Source organism: Micromonospora sp. WMMD987 (assembly GCF_029581435.1).
GTDB lineage: Bacteria > Actinomycetota > Actinomycetes > Mycobacteriales > Micromonosporaceae > Micromonospora > Micromonospora rifamycinica.
In genome coordinates, this window is sequence record NZ_CP120861.1 from 5,199,802 (window position 1) to 5,216,180 (window position 16,379).

Annotated in this window: 16 protein-coding genes and 1 pseudogene; 6 read left to right on the forward strand and 11 right to left on the reverse strand. The window is 73.0% G+C overall.

Features of this window, described 5'->3' with window-relative positions; all coding sequences use genetic code 11:
- Complete coding sequence (gene crtI / locus O7612_RS21825) at positions 1-1,488, forward strand: phytoene desaturase family protein (protein ID WP_282266966.1); 1,488 nt, start codon at positions 1-3, stop codon at positions 1,486-1,488.
- 43 nt (positions 1,489-1,531) lie between these two features.
- On the opposite strand, the gene O7612_RS21830 is transcribed toward crtI, so the two are convergent.
- From O7612_RS21830 to O7612_RS21840, 3 genes and pseudogenes are all read right to left on the reverse strand, one after another.
- Positions 1,532-2,221, reverse strand: a complete 690-nt coding sequence (locus tag O7612_RS21830; protein ID WP_282266967.1) for a CDP-alcohol phosphatidyltransferase family protein — start codon at positions 2,219-2,221, stop codon at positions 1,532-1,534.
- A gap of 44 nt (positions 2,222-2,265) precedes the next feature.
- Positions 2,266-3,183 carry a methylenetetrahydrofolate reductase [NAD(P)H] gene (gene metF, locus O7612_RS21835; protein WP_282266968.1) on the reverse strand — a complete coding sequence of 306 codons (918 nt, stop codon included), beginning with the start codon at positions 3,181-3,183 and terminating at the stop codon, positions 2,266-2,268.
- A 178-nt stretch (positions 3,184-3,361) separates the two neighbouring features.
- Positions 3,362-3,544 (reverse strand): annotated as a pseudogene (locus O7612_RS21840) (hypothetical protein); the annotation flags it as partial.
- A 145-nt stretch (positions 3,545-3,689) separates the two neighbouring features.
- Here O7612_RS21840 and O7612_RS21845 point away from each other — a divergent pair.
- Positions 3,690-3,926: a GntR family transcriptional regulator gene (locus O7612_RS21845; RefSeq protein WP_282266969.1), complete on the forward strand. Its 237-nt coding sequence runs from the start codon at positions 3,690-3,692 to the stop codon at positions 3,924-3,926.
- 83 nt (positions 3,927-4,009) lie between these two features.
- Entirely contained in the window at positions 4,010-5,092 is a 1,083-nt protein-coding gene (locus tag O7612_RS21850) for a polyprenyl synthetase family protein (protein ID WP_282266970.1), read from the forward strand.
- Between the two features lie 80 nt (positions 5,093-5,172).
- Here the strand turns inward: O7612_RS21850 and O7612_RS21855 are convergent, their stop codons facing one another.
- On the reverse strand, positions 5,173-5,562 hold the full coding sequence (locus tag O7612_RS21855) for an Rv2175c family DNA-binding protein (RefSeq protein ID WP_282266971.1): 390 nt from the start codon (positions 5,560-5,562) through the stop codon (positions 5,173-5,175).
- A gap of 245 nt (positions 5,563-5,807) precedes the next feature.
- Between O7612_RS21855 and pknB the strand changes: the two genes are divergently transcribed.
- Both pknB and O7612_RS21865 read left to right on the forward strand, forming a co-directional pair.
- Entirely contained in the window at positions 5,808-7,793 is a 1,986-nt protein-coding gene (pknB, locus tag O7612_RS21860) for a Stk1 family PASTA domain-containing Ser/Thr kinase (protein ID WP_282266972.1), read from the forward strand.
- Positions 7,790-8,653 carry a deoxyribonuclease IV gene (locus O7612_RS21865; RefSeq protein WP_282266973.1) on the forward strand — a complete coding sequence of 288 codons (864 nt, stop codon included), beginning with the start codon at positions 7,790-7,792 and terminating at the stop codon, positions 8,651-8,653. Before pknB ends, O7612_RS21865 begins: the two co-directional genes overlap by 4 nt.
- A 91-nt stretch (positions 8,654-8,744) precedes the next feature.
- Here the strand turns inward: O7612_RS21865 and O7612_RS21870 are convergent, their stop codons facing one another.
- The 4 genes from O7612_RS21870 to O7612_RS21885 form a co-directional block, all read right to left on the reverse strand.
- Positions 8,745-9,764: a GntG family PLP-dependent aldolase gene (locus tag O7612_RS21870; RefSeq protein ID WP_282273994.1), complete on the reverse strand. Its 1,020-nt coding sequence runs from the start codon at positions 9,762-9,764 to the stop codon at positions 8,745-8,747.
- A 25-nt stretch (positions 9,765-9,789) separates the two neighbouring features.
- The gene (locus O7612_RS21875; protein WP_282266974.1) at positions 9,790-11,196 is read right to left on the reverse strand and encodes a 3-deoxy-7-phosphoheptulonate synthase class II; all 1,407 of its coding nucleotides are present in this window, start codon (positions 11,194-11,196) and stop codon (positions 9,790-9,792) included.
- A gap of 68 nt (positions 11,197-11,264) precedes the next feature.
- A complete protein-coding gene (locus O7612_RS21880; RefSeq protein ID WP_282266975.1) occupies positions 11,265-11,732 on the reverse strand; it encodes a hypothetical protein in 468 nt (155 codons plus the stop codon).
- A gap of 158 nt (positions 11,733-11,890) precedes the next feature.
- Positions 11,891-13,513 carry a glycosyl hydrolase family 18 protein gene (locus O7612_RS21885; protein WP_282266976.1) on the reverse strand — a complete coding sequence of 541 codons (1,623 nt, stop codon included), beginning with the start codon at positions 13,511-13,513 and terminating at the stop codon, positions 11,891-11,893.
- A gap of 146 nt (positions 13,514-13,659) precedes the next feature.
- On the opposite strand from O7612_RS21885, the gene O7612_RS21890 reads away from it, so the two are divergent.
- Positions 13,660-14,154: a glutathione peroxidase gene (locus O7612_RS21890; RefSeq protein ID WP_282266977.1), complete on the forward strand. Its 495-nt coding sequence runs from the start codon at positions 13,660-13,662 to the stop codon at positions 14,152-14,154.
- Positions 14,155-14,242: 88 nt separating this feature from the next.
- On the opposite strand, the gene O7612_RS21895 is transcribed toward O7612_RS21890, so the two are convergent.
- The 3 genes from O7612_RS21895 to O7612_RS21905 all read right to left on the reverse strand — a co-directional run bounded on the left by O7612_RS21895 (position 14,243) and on the right by O7612_RS21905 (position 16,243).
- Positions 14,243-15,046 (reverse strand): SGNH/GDSL hydrolase family protein, encoded by an 804-nt coding sequence (locus O7612_RS21895; protein ID WP_282266978.1) that lies wholly within the window; start codon positions 15,044-15,046, stop codon positions 14,243-14,245.
- A gap of 132 nt (positions 15,047-15,178) precedes the next feature.
- Entirely contained in the window at positions 15,179-15,745 is a 567-nt protein-coding gene (locus tag O7612_RS21900) for a GNAT family protein (RefSeq protein ID WP_282266979.1), read from the reverse strand.
- 3 nt (positions 15,746-15,748) lie between these two features.
- On the reverse strand, positions 15,749-16,243 hold the full coding sequence (locus tag O7612_RS21905; protein ID WP_282266980.1) for a GNAT family N-acetyltransferase: 495 nt from the start codon (positions 16,241-16,243) through the stop codon (positions 15,749-15,751).
- Positions 16,244-16,379 lie beyond the last annotated feature (136 nt).

The window sequence follows — 16,379 nt, forward strand, 5'->3', positions numbered from 1 at the left end:
ATGGCGCGGATCGTGGTCATCGGCGCCGGCGTGGGCGGGTTGGCCACCGCCGCCCGGCTGGCCGTCAGCGGGCACGAGGTGACCGTCTTCGAGCGGTCCGGCACCGTCGGCGGCAAGCTCGGCCGGTACGTCCGGCACACCCCGGCGGGCAGCTTCCACTTCGACACCGGGCCGAGCCTGCTCACCCTGCCGCAGGTCTTCCACGACCTGTTCGAGGCGACCGGGGCGAAGCTCGACGAGTACCTGGACCTGGTCCCGCTGGACCCGATCGTGCGGCACGTCTTCCCCGGTGGCGGGCCGGTCCTCGACTCGTGCGCCGACCCGGACGAGTTCGCCGCCCGGATCGGCGTCGCCCTCGGCGACCGGTCCGCCGCCGAGTGGCGACGGCTGTGGCGGCGGGCCGCCCGGGTCTGGACGGCCTCGCACCGGGACATCCTGCGGCGGACCGTCGACTCGCCGCGGGACCTGGCCGCACTGGCCTGGCGGCTGGGCGACCTGGCCGCGATCGGCCCCGGCCGGACCCTGCGCGGGCTGGGCCGCAGCCACCTGTCCGACCCCCGGCTGCGGATGCTGCTGGACCGCTACGCCACCTACACCGGGGCCGATCCGCGCCGCGCCCCGGCCGCGCTGGTGGCCGTCCCCTACGCCGAGCTGAGCTTCGGCGGCTGGTACCTGCGTGGCGGGCTGGGCACCCTGGCCGACGCGCTGCTCTCCCGCTGCCTGGACCTGGGCGTGACGGTGCGCACCGGGGAGACCGTCACCCGGATCGACGCCGCCGGGGGCCGGGTGCACGGGGTACGCCTCGCCGGCGTCCACGCCCCGGTCCCCGCCGACGTGGTGGTCGCCAACGCCGACGCGCTCACCGTCTACCGGGACCTGCTGCCCCACCCGCGCCGGCTGGCCGCGCTGACCGACCGCAGCCTGGCCGGCTTCGTGCTGCTGCTCGGGGTACGCGGCGACTCCGGGCTGGCCCACCACACCGTCTTCTTCCCCGGCGACTACGACGCCGAGTTCGACGCCGTCTTCGGTGACCCCGGGCGGGGGATCCGGGCGCGTCCGGCCACCGACCCGACGGTCTTCGTCACCGCGGCCGACGACCCGGCCACCCGTCCGGCCGGGCACGAGGCGTGGTTCGTGCTGGTCAACGCCGCCCGCCACGGCACCGCGCCCGACGCCGTCGACTGGCGTCGGCCGGGACTCGCCGACGCGTACGCCGACCGGATCCTCGACGTGCTCGCGCAGCGGGGCGTCGACGTGCGGGACCGGCTGCTGTTCCGCGAGATCCGCACCCCGGCCGACCTGGACGCCGCGACCGCCGCGCCCGGCGGGTCGATCTACGGTACGGCGGGTGGGCTGCTGCGCCCCGCCAACCGGGGGCCGGTGCACGGGCTGTGGCTGGTCGGCGGTTCCAGCCACCCCGGGGGCGGTCTGCCGATGGTCACCCTGTCCGCCCAGATCGTCGCCGACGAGATCGGCCCCGCCTGGTAGAAATCCCCGCCCCCGCCCCATGGCCCGCCCGGGCGCGGGCGGGTCAGCCGGCGTCGAGCAGGGCGCGGCGGACGGTGGAGAGGAGCTGCCCCAGGCCGAAGCCGGCCAGCAGCAGCCAGACGGCGGTGGCCATGGTGATGGTGCCGGCGGACAGGTCCAGGTCGATCAGCCCGGTCAGCCCGGCCAGCAGCAGCCCGACCAGGGCGACACAGACCCGGGTGGGCCGCTCCCCCACGGTGACCGCGCCGATCTCCCGCATCCCGGCGGCCACCGCGCGGGCCCGGACGTACTCGTGCAGCCAGGACAGCGCGCCGGCCGCGACCACCAGCGCGCCCGGTGCGCCGACCAGCCAGAACGCCACCAGCCAGGCGATCTCGCCGAGCCGGTCGGCGACCGAGTCGTAGACGTAGCCGAGCCGGGTGGTCCGGCCGGTGGCCACCGCCACCGCACCGTCGACGCTGTCGGCGACCGAGGCGAGCAGCACGAACAGCGCCCCGACGATCGCCCCCTGGGCCGACCGGGCGCTGAACAGCGGCACGCAGAGGCAGAGCAGCACCCCGCCGACGGTCACCGCGGTCGGGGTGACCCGCAGCCGGCCCAGCACGTAACCGACGTGGTACGCGAAGCGCAGCCAGGCGCGGACCACCGGCGCGGCGACCCGGGGGTCGAAACCGCCGTGCAACCGGGCCCAGGCGGTCGCGTACTCGTTCCAGTTCAGCTGTGTGCCCACCATCGGTCAACCGCCGTGGTGTGGTCGAGGTGTCGGGGTCGGCGCGTTCACACCCGGGCGTCGGCCCGCAGGCTGCGCCACACCTCCCGGGTCGCGGGTGAGCGGTTGAGGGTGATGAAGTGGATACCGGGCACTCCCTCGTCGAGCAGCCGGGCGCACATCTCGCTGGCCTGTTCGATGCCGAGCCGGCGGACCGCCTCCGGGTCGTCGGCGACCCGCGCGAACCGCTCGGCCAGCGCGGGCGGGAAGGGCGCCCCGGAGAGCTGCACCGAACGTTCGATGGTGCCGATCTGGGTCACCGGCATCACCCCGGCCAGGATCGGCGTGTCGCAGCCGGCCGCCGCCACCCGGTCACGCAGCCGCAGGTAGTCGTCGGCGTCGAAGAACATCTGGGTGATGGCGAACTCCGCGCCGGCCCGGCACTTGCGGACGAAGTGCGCGGTGTCACTGTCCACGTCGACCGACCGGGGATGCTTGTACGGGAAGGCGGCCACCCCGACGCTGAAGTCGCCGGCGTCGCGGACCAGCCGGACCAGGTCCTCGGCGTAGTCGACGCCCTCGGGGTGGCGGATCCACTCCCCGCCCGGGTCGCCGGGCGGGTCACCACGCACGGCGAGCACGTTGCGGACCCCCACCCCGGCCAGTCGCCCGATCACGTTGCGCAGCTCGGCGACCGAGTGGTTGACGGCGGTCAGGTGCGCCATCGGCAGCAACGTGGTCTCGGTGGCGATCCGCTCGGTCACCGCGACGGTGGTGTCCCGGGTCGAACCGCCCGCGCCGTAGGTGATCGACACGAACGACGGGCGCAACGGCTCCAGCTCGCGGATGGTCTGCCAGAGCAGCTGCTCGCCCTGTGCCGTCTTGGGCGGAAAGAACTCGAACGAGAACGTCGGCTGGCGGTCGCGGATCAGCTCCCCGATCGCCGGCTGGGGATTGGGGAGGACGGAGGGAAGACCGAGCGCCACGTGTCGACTCTAGCGGGCGTTGCCGCCCGGCTTCACGTACTTCCCACCAGAACATCGACACCCGCCGAGCCGACCGACGCCCCACCCGGCGCCCGCTGATCTTGGGCAGCGACCGTTCGGACCGAACGGGAAGTGCCCATGATCTCGTATGACGGCGCAACCGGAAGCAGCAGTGCTCCTACACCCGCGTCGTCTTCCGGCAGGTGGGCCGGGTGAGGGCGGCGGGGCGGAGGCCATCCTTCTGCACGAAGACCTTGCGGCGCGACACGGCGTCGCCCTTCGCGTTCAGCTGATACCCGTCGAGCCATACCCACCCGTCGTAGGTGGGCCAGTCGAGCACGCGGATCAGCCGGAAGCGGACAGTTTACCGATCGTCACCGAAGGTAGACCAAATCGTCCTGCTCGTACAAGCGCGTACAGCATGTCTAAGACCGTGATATACGGTCAGGACCGTCCTACATGTAGCTGGCCGAGATTGTCGTGTTCATCGTTCATAAGGTGCGGCCATGAGCATCGATGAGATGTCGCCAGTGCCGTTCTACGTGCAACTGGCTGACCTGCTCGCCAAGCAGATCGAAGACGGGACGCTCATGCCTCGGCAACCGATCCCGAGTGAGGCGTACCTGCAACAGACCTACGGCGTGTCGCGCGGGACGGTGCGAGCAGCCGTCAAGCTGATGCGCGAACGCGGGTTGGTGTTGACGTTCGCTGGTCGCGGCACGTGGGTTGCCGAGCAGCAGTGAGCTCGACCGGCACCTGGCCTGCCGGGCCGACGCGCCGGGGCGGTGGTGCGGCGGCGACGGTGGCGACCGGCTAGCGTCGGGGCGTGACCCACGCCGCTCCCGTCTCCCCCGTCGACCGTGCCGGCCTGCGGCAGCGCGTCGACAAGGCCCTGACCGAGTTCCTGGCCGGCCGGCGCAGCTGGATGGCCGGCATCGACGAGGCCCTCACGCCGGTCGCCGAGGCGGTCGAGGGGTTCGTGCTCGGTGGCGGCAAACGACTGCGCCCGGCGTTCGCGTACTGGGGGTTCCGGGGTGCCGGCGGGGTGGACGCCGACCAGGTGGTCACCGCCCTGGCCGCACTGGAGTTCTTCCAGGCCAGCGCCCTGATCCACGACGACCTGATGGACCGCTCCGACACCCGGCGCGGCGAGCCGGCGGTGCACCGGCGGTTCGCCACCCGGCACCGGGCGGCGAGCTGGAACGGCGACCCGGACGGCTTCGGCGACGCGGCGGCGATCCTGCTCGGTGACCTCTGCCTGGTCTGGTCCGACGAGCTGCTGCACTCCGCCGGGCTGGACCCGCGCACGGCGGCCCGCGCACGGCCGGTCTTCGACGAGATGCGCGCCGAGGTCACCGTCGGGCAGTACCTGGACGTGCTGACCCAGGCGACCGGGGAGGTCTCGCTGGAGCGGGCCGGCAAGGTGGCCCGGTACAAGTCGGCCAAGTACACCGTCGAACGGCCGCTGCTGCTCGGTGGGGCGCTCGCCGACGCGTCCGCGGACGTGTGCACCGCCTACTCGGCGTACGGGTTGCCGCTCGGTGAGGCGTTCCAGCTCCGCGACGACGTGCTGGGGGTGTTCGGCGACCCGGCGCAGACCGGCAAACCGGCCGGGGACGACCTGCGCGAGGGCAAGCGCACCTACCTGGTGGCGGCGGCGGTGGAGGCCGCCGACCAGGCGGGGCGGGACCTGCTGCTCGGCCGGCTCGGCGACCCGGCGCTGGACGAGGACGGGGTCACCCGGCTCCGCGAGCTGATCAACGCCACCGGCGCGTTGGCCCGTACCGAGCAGCGCATCGTCACCCTGACCGACGCCGCCCTGGCCGCCCTGACCGGCGTCGACCTCGACACCGAGGCCCGTCAGGCCCTGGTCGACCTGGCCATCGCCGCCACCCGCCGCGCCGACTGACCCGTCCCGTCCCGCGCTACGCCGCCCCGCCCCGCGAGAGAGCCGCCCCGCCCCGCGAGAAAGAGGGGCGGGGCGGGGGCTCAGAAGCCGAGGGCCTGGGCGCGGCGCTTCACCTCGCGGGCATGGTCGCCACCGAGGGTGACCGCGCCGTTACCACCGGAGAGGGTGTCGTCGTGCTGGTAGAGCCAGCGCAGCGCGGCCTCGTCGTCGTACCCGGCGTCGGCGAGCAGGTTGAGCACGCCGGGCAGGTGTTTGAGCACCGTCTTGTTGGCCACCAGGTCGGCGGGGATCCGGCGGACGCCGTCCCGGCGCACCGCGATCAGCTCGCGGTCCCGGATCATCTGATGGACCTTGCTGATCGACAGGTCGAGCCGCTCGGCGACGTCGGGGAGGCTCAGCCAGTCGGCCGGGTCGCCGGGGCCGGCGGGTTCACTGCCGACGGACTGGTCGGCGGGTACGGAATCGGTCACCGGACCACCCTGCCACGTCCCCCGGCCGCCCGCGCAGCGGCACCCCGCCGGGTACGCCCGACGCCACCCCGACCGCACCGCGACGGCGCTGCACGGCATGGGCAGCGGCGTCCCGTCTCGCGCGGGTGGGCTACCGCCGGGCGGCACGCTTCGTGCCTGGCTGAGCGCGCGGGACCGGTCGGGTCGGAACCCGGCTGTAGCATCCTGTTCAACCTTCACCCTCAGGACACATAGACTCCCTGCCGATGGACATACAGGTCGCCGACACGTTGCTGGGCTCGCTGCTCGACGGGCGCTACCGCATTCGCGGTCGCGTGGCCCGTGGTGGCATGGCGACCGTGTACACCGCCACCGACGAGCGGCTGGAACGCACCGTCGCAGTGAAGATCATCCACCCGTCCCAGGCCACCGAGGCGCGGTCCCGGGCGGCGGGCTTCCCGGGCCGGTTCACCGACGAGGCCAAGGCCATCGCCCGGTTGACCCACCCCAACGTGGTCGCCGTCTACGACCAGGGCACCCACCAGGGGCTGCCCTACCTGGTGATGGAGTACGTCCGGGGCCGCACACTGCGCGAGGTGCTGGCCGAACGCCGCCGGCTCAACCCCGACGAGGCGCTGGCGATCATGGAGCAGATGCTCGCCGCGATCGCCGCGGCGCACCGGGCCGGGCTGGTCCACCGCGACGTCAAGCCGGAGAACGTGCTGGTCGCCGAGGCACCCACCGGCGGGGTGGCCAACCTGGTCGACAGCGTGGTCAAGGTCGCCGACTTCGGCCTGGCCCGCGCGGTGGAGGCCAGCGCCGAGGAGGGCGACGGCAACCAGCTGATGGCGACCGTCGCGTACGTGGCGCCGGAGCTGGTCACCGACGGGCAGGCCGACCCGCGGACCGACGTCTACTCGGCCGGCATCGTGCTGTTCGAGATGCTCACCGGTCGGGTTCCGTACGACGGGGACCGCCCGGTCGAGGTGGCCTGGCAGCATGTCGACCGGGACGTCCCGGCCCCGTCGGTCCTGGTGCCCGGCCTGCCCCGGGTGCTCGACGAGCTGGTCGGCCGGGCGACCCGGCGGGATCCGGGCGCCCGCCCGGCCGACGCCGGCGCGCTGCTGGCCGAGGTGCAGGTGGCCCGGGACGAGCTGGGCAACCCGAACGCGCACACCGCCGTGCTGGGCCGGGTGGCCGAGGAGTTGCCGGCGGTGGCCCAGCCGACGATGGTGGTGGCCGCGGTCAGCCCGGTGAACCGGCCGACCTGGGCCCGGCTGCCCGAGCCGGCCGCCGGGCAGCGCCCGCACCGACGCCGGGCCGCCGAGGACGCCGACCTGGGTTCCCGGTTCGCGCAGCTACGTACCCGGGTGATGGGCAGCCCGCGCGGCCGGTTGTCGGTCGCGGCGGCCGTGGTGGTGGTCGGCCTGCTCGCCGCGATGGGCGGCTGGTGGGTCGGGGTGGGCCGTTACACGGTCGCCCCGCAACTGGTGAACCTCAGCCGCGCCGACGCGCAGGCCCAGGCGGACCGGGCCGGGTTCCGGCTCTCCTTCGCCGAACCACGGTACGACGAGAAGATCCCCCGCGACGGCGTGGTCGCCCAGGACCCGGGCTCGGCTGCCAAGATCCTCAAGGGCGGCACCATCACGCTGACCCTCTCCCTGGGGCCGGAGCGGTTCCCGGTGCCGGACGTCGTCGGCAAGGAGTTCGACCTGGCCGAGGCCGATCTGACCGGCGCTAAGCTGGTGGTGGCCAAGGGCAGCCCCCGCTACGACGACAACCTGCCGGCCGGGGTGGTGGTGGACACCAACCCCAAGGTGGGCACCGAGGTGAAACCGGGCACCAGGGTGACCGTCATCCTGAGCCGGGGTCGGGCCCCCGTCACGGTGCCCGACCTGGTCGGCAAGAGCCTCGGCGACGCCCGCACCGCGCTGTCCCAGCTCGGGCTGGTGGCGGTGGAGACGTACAAGGAATCCGACAAGCCGCGTGACGAGGTGCTCGGGCAGAGCCCGGCCGACGGCGCGGGCGTGGAGAAGGGCACCAAGGTCAAGCTGGAGGTCAGCAAGGGTCCGCCGCAGGTGACCGTGCCCCGGGTGATCGACCTGCCCTGTCAGCAGGCCAAACAGCAGTTGGAGGGGGGCGGCTTCCCGGTGACCGTCCAGTTCAACCCCAACGGCATCGTCCGGTACCAGAACCCGGGCGAGAACTCCCAGGTGCCGCCCGGCACCCCGGTCACCCTGGGCTGCCTGTGAGCCCGCCGCGGCCGGTCGGTTCGCACACCCCCACCTCGGGCGGGCTGGCCAGGGCGGCCCTACCGTACGTGGACGCGACCGGTTCCCGGGTGGTGCAGGTCTACGTCTCGAACTCGCGGGGTTGGGCGTTGCCGCCCGGTGACCCGGCCCAGGACGCGCTCTTCGCCGAGGGCTGCGCCGCCCGTGGGGTGCCCGTCTACATCCACGCCTCGCTGCTGGTCAACCTGGGCTCGCCCACCCCGGCGACGGTGGAGAGGTCCGCGCAGACGCTGGTGCACGCGCTGCGCCGGGGGCGGGCGATCGGGGCCCGGGGGGTGGTCTTCCACGCCGGCAGCGCGGTCGACGCCGGTTACGCCGAGACCGCCCTACGGCAGGTACGCGAGTCGCTGTTGCCGCTGCTCGACGAGACCACGGCCGGCGACGGTCCGCTGCTGCTGGTGGAGCCGAGCGCCGGTGGTGGCCGGTCCCTGGCCTCCCGGGTGGAGCACCTCGGCCCCTACCTGGACGCGGTGGACCGGCACCCGGGGCTGGGCGTCTGCTTCGACACCTGCCACGCCTGGGCGGCCGGGCACGACCTGGCCGTCGAGGGTGGCATGACGGCGACCCTGGACACCCTGGTCGCCACGGTCGGGGCGGACCGGCTGAAGCTGATCCACGCCAACGACTCCAAGGACCTGTGCGGCTCCACCCGGGACCGGCACGAGAACATCGGCAAGGGCAGTATCGGTGAACCGGCCTTCGCCGAGCTGATGACCCACCCGGCCACCGCCGGCATCCCGGTCGTCGTGGAGACCCCCACGGAGAAACACGAGGGCCACGCCACCGACATAGCCACCCTCACCCGCCTCCAGACCCGGTAGCCCCCACCCGACACCCTGTCGGTCGAGAGGTCGGGTCACCGTGACGATCGACGTTGACCCGACCTCTCGACCACCCCGGGCGGGGAGGAGGTCAGGGGGCGAGGAGGTGGGGAAGGATCTTGGTGGCGTGGTCGATGGCGGCGTCGTCGAGGTCGAGGTGGGTGACCAGGCGGGCGGTGCGGGGGCCGAGGACCGACAGCAGCACCCCCTCGGCGCGGGCGGCGGTCGCCAGGGCACGGGCGTCGAGCCGGTGCCCGGTCAGGTCCAGCGGGACGATGTTCGTCCGCACCGGCCCGGCGAGCACCCCGGACGGGGCGAGCGCCTCGGCGAGCCGGGCGGCGCGGACGTGGTCGTCGGCGAGCCGGGCGAGGTGGTGGGTCAGCGCGTACCGGCCGGCGGCGGCGAGCACACCGGCCTGCCGCATGCCACCGCCCATCCGCTTGCGCAGGACCCGGGCCCGGGTGATCTGCGCGGCGCTGCCGACCACCAGCGAGCCGGCCGGTGCGCCGAGCCCCTTGGAGAGGCAGACCGACAGGGTGTCGAAGAGCGCGCCGTACTCCCGCAGGGGCACCCCGTCGGCGACGTGGGCGTGCCAGATCCGGGCGCCGTCACAGTGCAGGGCGAGGCCGGCGGTGTCGGCGACCCGGCGGAGCTCCCGCAGGGTCGGCAACGGGATCACCCCGCCGCCGCCCCGGTTGTGGGTCTGCTCGACGGCGATCGCCCGGGTCGGCACCGCGAAGTAGCCGTCCGGCCGGATCATCGCCTCCACCACGCCCGGGTCGAGGTCGGCGCCGACCGCCGGCCAGGTCCGCGAGGAGATCGCGCCGTACGCCGCCGCCGCGCCGACCTCGTACGTCACCACGTGCGCGTCGGCGTCGCAGAGCAGCTCGTCGCCGGGTGGGACGACCAGCTGGAGGGCGATCTGGTTGGCCATCGAGCCGGTCGGGGCGAACAGCGCCGCCTCGTGCCCGAAGAGCGCGGCGACCTCGGCCTCCAACGCGTTGACCGTCGGGTCCTCGCCGTACACGTCGTCGCCGACCTCGGCGGCGGCCATCGCCGCCCGCATCCCGACGGTCGGCCGGGTCACGGTGTCGGAACGCAGGTCCACCAGCGGGGCGTCACCGCCGGCCGGGTGGTCAGCCACGCAGCATCTCCGCCACCAGGAAGGCCAGTTCCAGCGACTGCTGGGTGTTCAGCCGGGGGTCACAGGCGGTCTCGTACCGGTCGGGCAGGTCGAGGTCCTCGATGCCCTGCGCGCCGCCGAGGCACTCGGTGACGTCCTCGCCGGTCAGCTCGACGTGGATGCCGCCGGGGTGGGTCTCCAGCCCCCGGTGCACCTCGAAGTAGCCGAGCACCTCGTCGACGATCCGGTCGAAGTGCCGGGTCTTGTAGCCGTTGGAGGACTCGTGGGTGTTGCCGTGCATCGGGTCGCACTGCCACACCACCTTCGCCCCGGCGGCGGTGACCTTGGCGACGATCGGCGGCAGCGTGTCGCGGACCTTGTGGTTGCCCATCCGGCTGATCAGGGTGAGCCGGCCGGGGATGTTCTCCGGGTTGAGCTTCTCGCACAGCTCGATCGCCTCGTCCGGGCTGGTGGTCGGGCCGAGCTTCACCCCGATCGGGTTGGCGATCCGGGAGATGTAGTCGATGTGCGCGCCGTCGAGTTGCCGGGTCCGCTCGCCGACCCAGAGGAAGTGCCCGGACAGCCCGTACGCCCGGCGGTCGGAGACCCGGGTCAGCGCCCGGTCGTACTCCAGCGCCAGCGCCTCGTGCGAGCAGTAGAGGGTGACGGTGCGCAGCGCGTCGTCCTCGGTCATCCCACAGGCCCGGATGAACGCGATGGCCCGGTCGATCTCCCGGGCGATCGCCTCGTAACGCTCCCCCGCCGGGGAGTTCTTCACGAAGCCCTTGTTCCAGTCGTGCACCGCGTGTAGGTCGGCCAGCCCACCCGCCAGGTAGGCGCGGAGCATGTTCATCGCGGCGGCCGAGTTCGCGTACGCCCGGATCATGCGCTGCGGGTCGGCGACCCGGGCGGCCGGGTCGGCCTCCAGCGCGTTGATCATGTCCCCCCGGTAGGCGGGCAGGCCCCGGGCGTCGGTCGGCAGCGAGCGGGGCTTGGTGTACTGGCCGGCGACCCGGGCCACCTTCACCACCGGCAGGGACGCGCCGTAGGTGAGCACGATCGCCATCTGGAGCAGGGTGCGGGCGTTGGCCAGCAGGTGGCTCTCGGTGTTGTCGGCGAAGGTCTCGGCGCAGTCGCCGCCCTGGAGCAGGAACGCCTTGCCCTCGCAGACCAGGGCGAGCTTGCGCCGGAGCTGGTCGACCTCGTAGGGCGCGACCACCGACGGCACGGTGTCGAGCACCTTGCACACCTCGGCGACCTGGGCCGGGTCGGACCACGGCGGGATCTGCTGGCGGGGCAGGTCACGCCACCGGTCGAGGCCGAGGGCGGCGTCCTCGGCGGAGTCGATGGTGGGGCGGCTGGTTTGCAGCCCGGGGCTGCTCACGGCGGGGTAGCTCAGCTGATGCCACTCATGGCGCATGGGAGAAAGCGTACGGCGACGGTCCGGGCGGTCGGGCGGCGAGGGGCGCGGTTCCGGCAGTTGGGAGGTCAGGGCGTGACCGACGGCTCAGGGCGGTGTCCGCCGGGCTCCTCGCCCGCGATACACCAGTCCGCGCCGTCCCGGGTGACCGTGAACAGCAGCGGCCGGGTGGTCTTCCGCGTCCCCACCGAAGCGGTCACCGTGGTGCTGACCTCCTGCCCACGGTCACCGGTACGGATGTCGGTGATGGTGACCCCGGACACCGTGAAGTGGTCGGCGAAGTCGCCGTTCGGCCCGGTCGCGGCGTCGTCGAAACCGGCGTGCATCGTCGCGCAGAGCTGGTTGCGGCCGGCGGCCGGGTCCTTGGCGACCATCGCGTCGAGGTACGCCTGGACCCGCTCGCGGGCCTTGCCGGACGCTTCCTGGGCGGGCACCCGCTGCGGCGTGTCCTCGGGTTCGCCGGATCCGCAGCCGAGCAGGGTGAACGGCAGCAGGGCCAGCGGTACGACGCCCGCCGCGCGGAGCCTGGCATCCATACGTCCTCCGGGGTACGACATGTCGACCGGTTGCCGAGCGGCGAGTCTGCCACACCGCACCGGTGCGGTGGCAACCCGTGACGACGCGGACACGCCGGCGGGGAGGGACCGGATCGCTGGTCCCTCCCCGCCGGACGGGTGCGGTGTCGGCGCTCGGCTCAGCCGAGACCGCCCTTGATCGCGCCGATCAGCTCACCGTTGCCGGTGTCGCCGGAGAGTTCCCAGAAGAACGCGCCACCGAGGCCCTGGTTCTTCGCGTAGGTCATCTTGCCGCCGATGGTGGCCGGGGTGTCGTAGCTCCACCAGTTGCTGCCGCACTTGGCGTACGCCGTACCGGCGATCGTGCCGGTGGCCGGGCAGGTGTTCTTGAGCACCTTGTAGTCCTCGATGCCCGCCTCGTAGGTGCCGGGGGCCGCACCGGTGGCGGTGCCGCCCGGGGCGGCCTGGGTCACCCCGGTCCAGCCCCGGCCGTAGAAGCCGACGCCGAGCAGCAGCTTGCTGGCCGGCACGCCCTTGGACTTGAGCTTCTGGATCGCCGCGTCGGAGTTGAAGCCCTGCTGCGGAATCCCGGTGTACGAGGTGAGCGGCGAGTGCGGGGCGGTGGGGCCCTGGGCGTTGAACGCCCCGAAGTAGTCGTAGGTCATCGGCATCAGCCAGTTGAGGTTGCCCACCGCACCGGCGTAGTCGGTGGCGTCGATCTTGCCGCCGTTGCTGCCGTCGGCGGTGATAGCGGCGGTGACCAGGGCGGACGAGCCGAACTTGGCGCGCAGCGCGGAGATCACGTTCTTGAACGCGTTCGGGCCGCTGCTGTCGCAGCTCAGGCCGCAGGCGTTGGGGTACTCCCAGTCGACGTCGATGCCGTCGAAGACGTCCGCCCAGCGCGGGTCCTCGACCAGGTTGTAGCAGCTGTCGGCGAACGCGGCCGGATTCTGCGCGGCCTGGGTGAAGCCGCCCGACCAGGTCCAGCCGCCGAAGGACCAGATCACCTTCAGGTGCGGGTACATCTTCTTCAGCTTGCGCAGCTGGTTGAAGCTGCCGCGCAGCGGCTGGTCCCAGGTGTCGGCGACGCCGTCCACGCTGTCCGCCGCGGTGTACGCCTTGTCGTAGTCGGCGTAGCTGTCCCCGATCGTGCACCGGCCGCCGGTGGTGTTGCCGAAGGCGTACAGGATGTGGGTGAGCTTGGCGGCGGAGCCGCTGGTGGCGATGTTCTTGACGTGGTAGTTACGCCCGTAGACGCCCCATTCGGCGAAGTAGCCGACGACCTTCTTGCCCCCGCTGGGCGGCGGGGTGGTCGGCGGCGGGGTCGTCGGGGGCGGGGTGGTCGGCGGGGCCGTGGTGGGCGGGGCGGTCGTCGGCGGCTTCGTGGTGGTGGGCAGGGTGCCCCCGCCGCACGACGCGCCGTTGATCGTGCAGTTCAGCGGCGCCCGGTACGGCCCGGTGCCGTTGTAGCCCCAGCTGAAGCTGGCCCCCGGGGCGAGCGGTCCGGCCCAGCTCTTCTTCACGGCCACGTAGTGGTTGCCGCTGCTGGTGACGTCGGCGTCCCAGAAGCTGCTGATGGTCGTGCCGGCCGGCAGATCGAACTCGATACGCCAGGTGCTGACGCTGGCGCTGGACCCGTTGGCGACGGTGACCCGGCCCTCGTGGCCGGTCCCCCAGTCCTGGGCCGAGGCGAATGTCGCGGTAACGCTTCCGGCGCCGAACGCCGAGGTCACCGGTACCGCCGCCACGGTCAGCGCGACGACCGCGCCGGCCCAGAGGGCGCGGCGGAGGGATCTCTTCATGGGGCGCCTCCTCGAACAGTTAGGAAACTTTCCAAATTGATTGGGGAGACGCTACTCACACCGTCATCACTTCGTCAAGATGCGCATCCGTCGATTCCCCGGCCTGGTCGGCCGGGGTGGGGCGCACGGGCGCGTAACCTCGCGGCATGACCGTCTTCGACATCGAGATCGACGCCCTGACCGGCGGCCCCGTCGACCTGGCCGGCTACCGGGGTCGGGCGCTGCTGGTGGTGAACGTGGCCTCCCGCTGCGGGCTCACCCCGCAGTACGCCGGCCTCCAGGAACTGGCCACCGGGTACGCCGACCGGGGTCTGGTGGTGCTCGGGGTGCCGTGCAACCAGTTCGCCGGGCAGGAGCCCGGCACGGCGGCCGAGATCGGCGAGTTCTGCCAGGTCAACTACGGGGTCACCTTCCCGCTGACCGAGAAGGTCGACGTCAACGGTCCGGCCCGGCACCCGCTCTACACCGCGCTCGTCGACACCCCCGACGCCGACGGGCACACCGGGGACGTCCGGTGGAACTTCGAGAAGTTCCTGGTCGCCCCGGACGGCACGGTCGCCGCCCGGTTCGCGCCCACGGTCGCCCCGGACTCGGCCGAGCTGCGCGCCGCGATCGACAAGGTTCTGCCCGCCGGCCGGTGAGGATGCGGTGGCAGCGCCGACGACCGGAGACACCGGCGGCCGGGCCGCCGGCGGATCGATCGCCGACGGCCCGGCCGCTGGTGGCGGGTCAGCCCGCCGCGGAGCGGAAGACCGGGTAGTAGCCGCCGGACTGGCCGGCCGCCGTCGGGTGGTAGGAGACGCCGAGGTTGACGAAGTTCAGCGCGTGCAGCCACTTCTCGCCGTAGCTGCACAGCTGGTGTCCGACGAAGACGGACCGGACGTCGGCGAAGGTGAAGCCGGCCGAGGTGGCGGCGGTGCGGGTGAGGTCGTCCACCAGGTTGATGCCCTCGTTGATCTTCGCGCGGGAGGTCGCGGTGAGCCCCACGCAGACGGTGCCGAGCTGGTAGAAGACCGGGTAGCCGACGACCACCACCCGGGCCGACGGCGCGCGGGACCGGATCCCCCGGTAGACGGTGGCCAGCTTGCCGGGCAGCTCCGCGCGGGCCTTGTTCTCGGCGGCCTGTACGGCCGCGACACACTGGCTCTCCCCCTGGAGTACGCAGGTGGACATGATCGAGGTGAAGCCGACGTCGTTGCCGCCGATGGTGACGCTGACCAGGGTGGTGGACGAGGTCAGTGCGGAGAGCTGGTTGTTGACCACGTCCGTGGTGGTCGCCCCCGAGCAGGCCACCGACTTGTACGAGGCGGGCTTGACGTTGGTGTTGTACAGCGCCGGATAGGCGTTGGTGCTGCGCTGGCAGGCGCCGCTCTCGGAGGTGTAGCTGTCGGCGCCGACGCCGGAGGCGTACGAGTCACCGAGAGCCACGTACCGGTCGGAGGGGGCCGCCTGGGCGGGCACCGCCACACCGAGGGTCACGCCGATGGATGCCGCGAGACTCACGGCGAGGGACACGAGTCGGGATCTCCGCACGTCGCACTCCTGGGGGATGGAAGTGGTGGTGTGAGATAGATATCACTCGATGAAGTGTTTGGGAAGGACATCGACGCGGAACAGGGGTCCTGCGCCCCCGCACCGGCGCCCCCTGCGGACGACCGCCCGCCGCTACGCCGACGCCCGCGGTCCGCCCGTCGACGACCACTGCCCGGCCAGCACGGCCCACACCTCGACGTCGACCCGGCCCGCCGGACCCGGCACGACCTCGCGCAGGGTGCCCTCGTGCCGCATCCCGAGCCGACGGGCCACCGCCACGCTGCGGACGTTGCCGACGCTGGTCCGCCACTCGACCCGGTGGATGCCGCGCTCGCGGATCGCCCAGTCCACGATCCGGGTCGCCGCCCGGGTCACCAGACCCCGCCCCTCGGCGGCCGGCTCCAGCCAGCACCCCGCCTCGGCCACCCCCGACACCGGGTCGAAGGACACGAACATCACCCCACCGACCAGGGTGCCGTCGGCCCAGATCCCCCAGATGCCACCGGCGTCGGCCGCCCACTTCTCGGCGTACCGGCGCAGCACCCGGCGGGCCGACTCCAGGTCGGTGGCCACGAAGGACGCGCCGACCCAGGGGGCGATGTGCGCACGGGCACGGTCCAGGTGGGTCAGGAACTCCTCCGCGTGCCACGGCGAGAGCGGGCGCAGCTCGGCGGTGTCGGTCAGGGGGGACGCGAACACCGGTCAGCCCCGCCCGGTCGGCACCGGCAGGCTCAACCGCAACGTCGGCCCCGAGGTGGGCACGAACCCCAGGGACCGGTAGAGCGGTTCGCCCGGAACCGAGGCCCGCAGGTCGACCCGGCCGACCCCGCGCTGCCGGTACCAGTCCAGCAACGCCTCCAGGCAGGCCCGGGAAAACCCGCGTCGACGGTACGCCGGCTCGGTGACCACGTTGAAGACGTACCCGACCAGCCCGTCCGGGTTGTCGGGACCGCCGAGGCGCTGCTCGATGGTGCCGGTCGCGCAGGCCGCCAGGCCGCCCGTCCGGCGGGGGTCGTCGACGACGAAGACCGCCATCAGGTCGGCCGGTTCGGCCAACCGGTGGTGGAGCACCTCCCGGGCGGCCTGCTGCCAGGGGCCCGGCGCGGGAGCCATCCGGTCCATGTCGGCCAGCATCACCCCGCGCAGGCGGACGATCTCCCCGGCGTCGGCCACCACGGCCCGTCGAACGTTGATCACGAACGGACGGTACCGGATACTCCGCGGGGGCCACCGGCCGAGACACGCTGATCGGAAACGGTGGGATCCGCAGGTGCCCGGCTTGCCATCCAGTCCCGCTCACGGGACGCTGGGGGTCGGGACCGGTCCGACACAC

Excerpts from the sequence above, each read along its gene's own strand:
- crtI (WP_282266966.1), top strand. The coding sequence starts at position 1 with ATGGCGCGGATCGTGGTCATCGGCGCCGGCGTGGGCGGGTTGGCCACC.
- O7612_RS21830 (WP_282266967.1), bottom strand. The coding sequence starts at position 2,221 with ATGGTGGGCACACAGCTGAACTGGAACGAGTACGCGACCGCCTGGGCC.
- O7612_RS21845 (WP_282266969.1), top strand. The coding sequence starts at position 3,690 with ATGAGCATCGATGAGATGTCGCCAGTGCCGTTCTACGTGCAACTGGCT.
- pknB (WP_282266972.1), top strand. The coding sequence starts at position 5,808 with ATGGACATACAGGTCGCCGACACGTTGCTGGGCTCGCTGCTCGACGGG.
- O7612_RS21875 (WP_282266974.1), bottom strand. The coding sequence starts at position 11,196 with ATGCGCCATGAGTGGCATCAGCTGAGCTACCCCGCCGTGAGCAGCCCC.
- O7612_RS21880 (WP_282266975.1), bottom strand. The coding sequence starts at position 11,732 with ATGGATGCCAGGCTCCGCGCGGCGGGCGTCGTACCGCTGGCCCTGCTG.
- O7612_RS21885 (WP_282266976.1), bottom strand. The coding sequence starts at position 13,513 with ATGAAGAGATCCCTCCGCCGCGCCCTCTGGGCCGGCGCGGTCGTCGCG.
- O7612_RS21890 (WP_282266977.1), top strand. The coding sequence starts at position 13,660 with ATGACCGTCTTCGACATCGAGATCGACGCCCTGACCGGCGGCCCCGTC.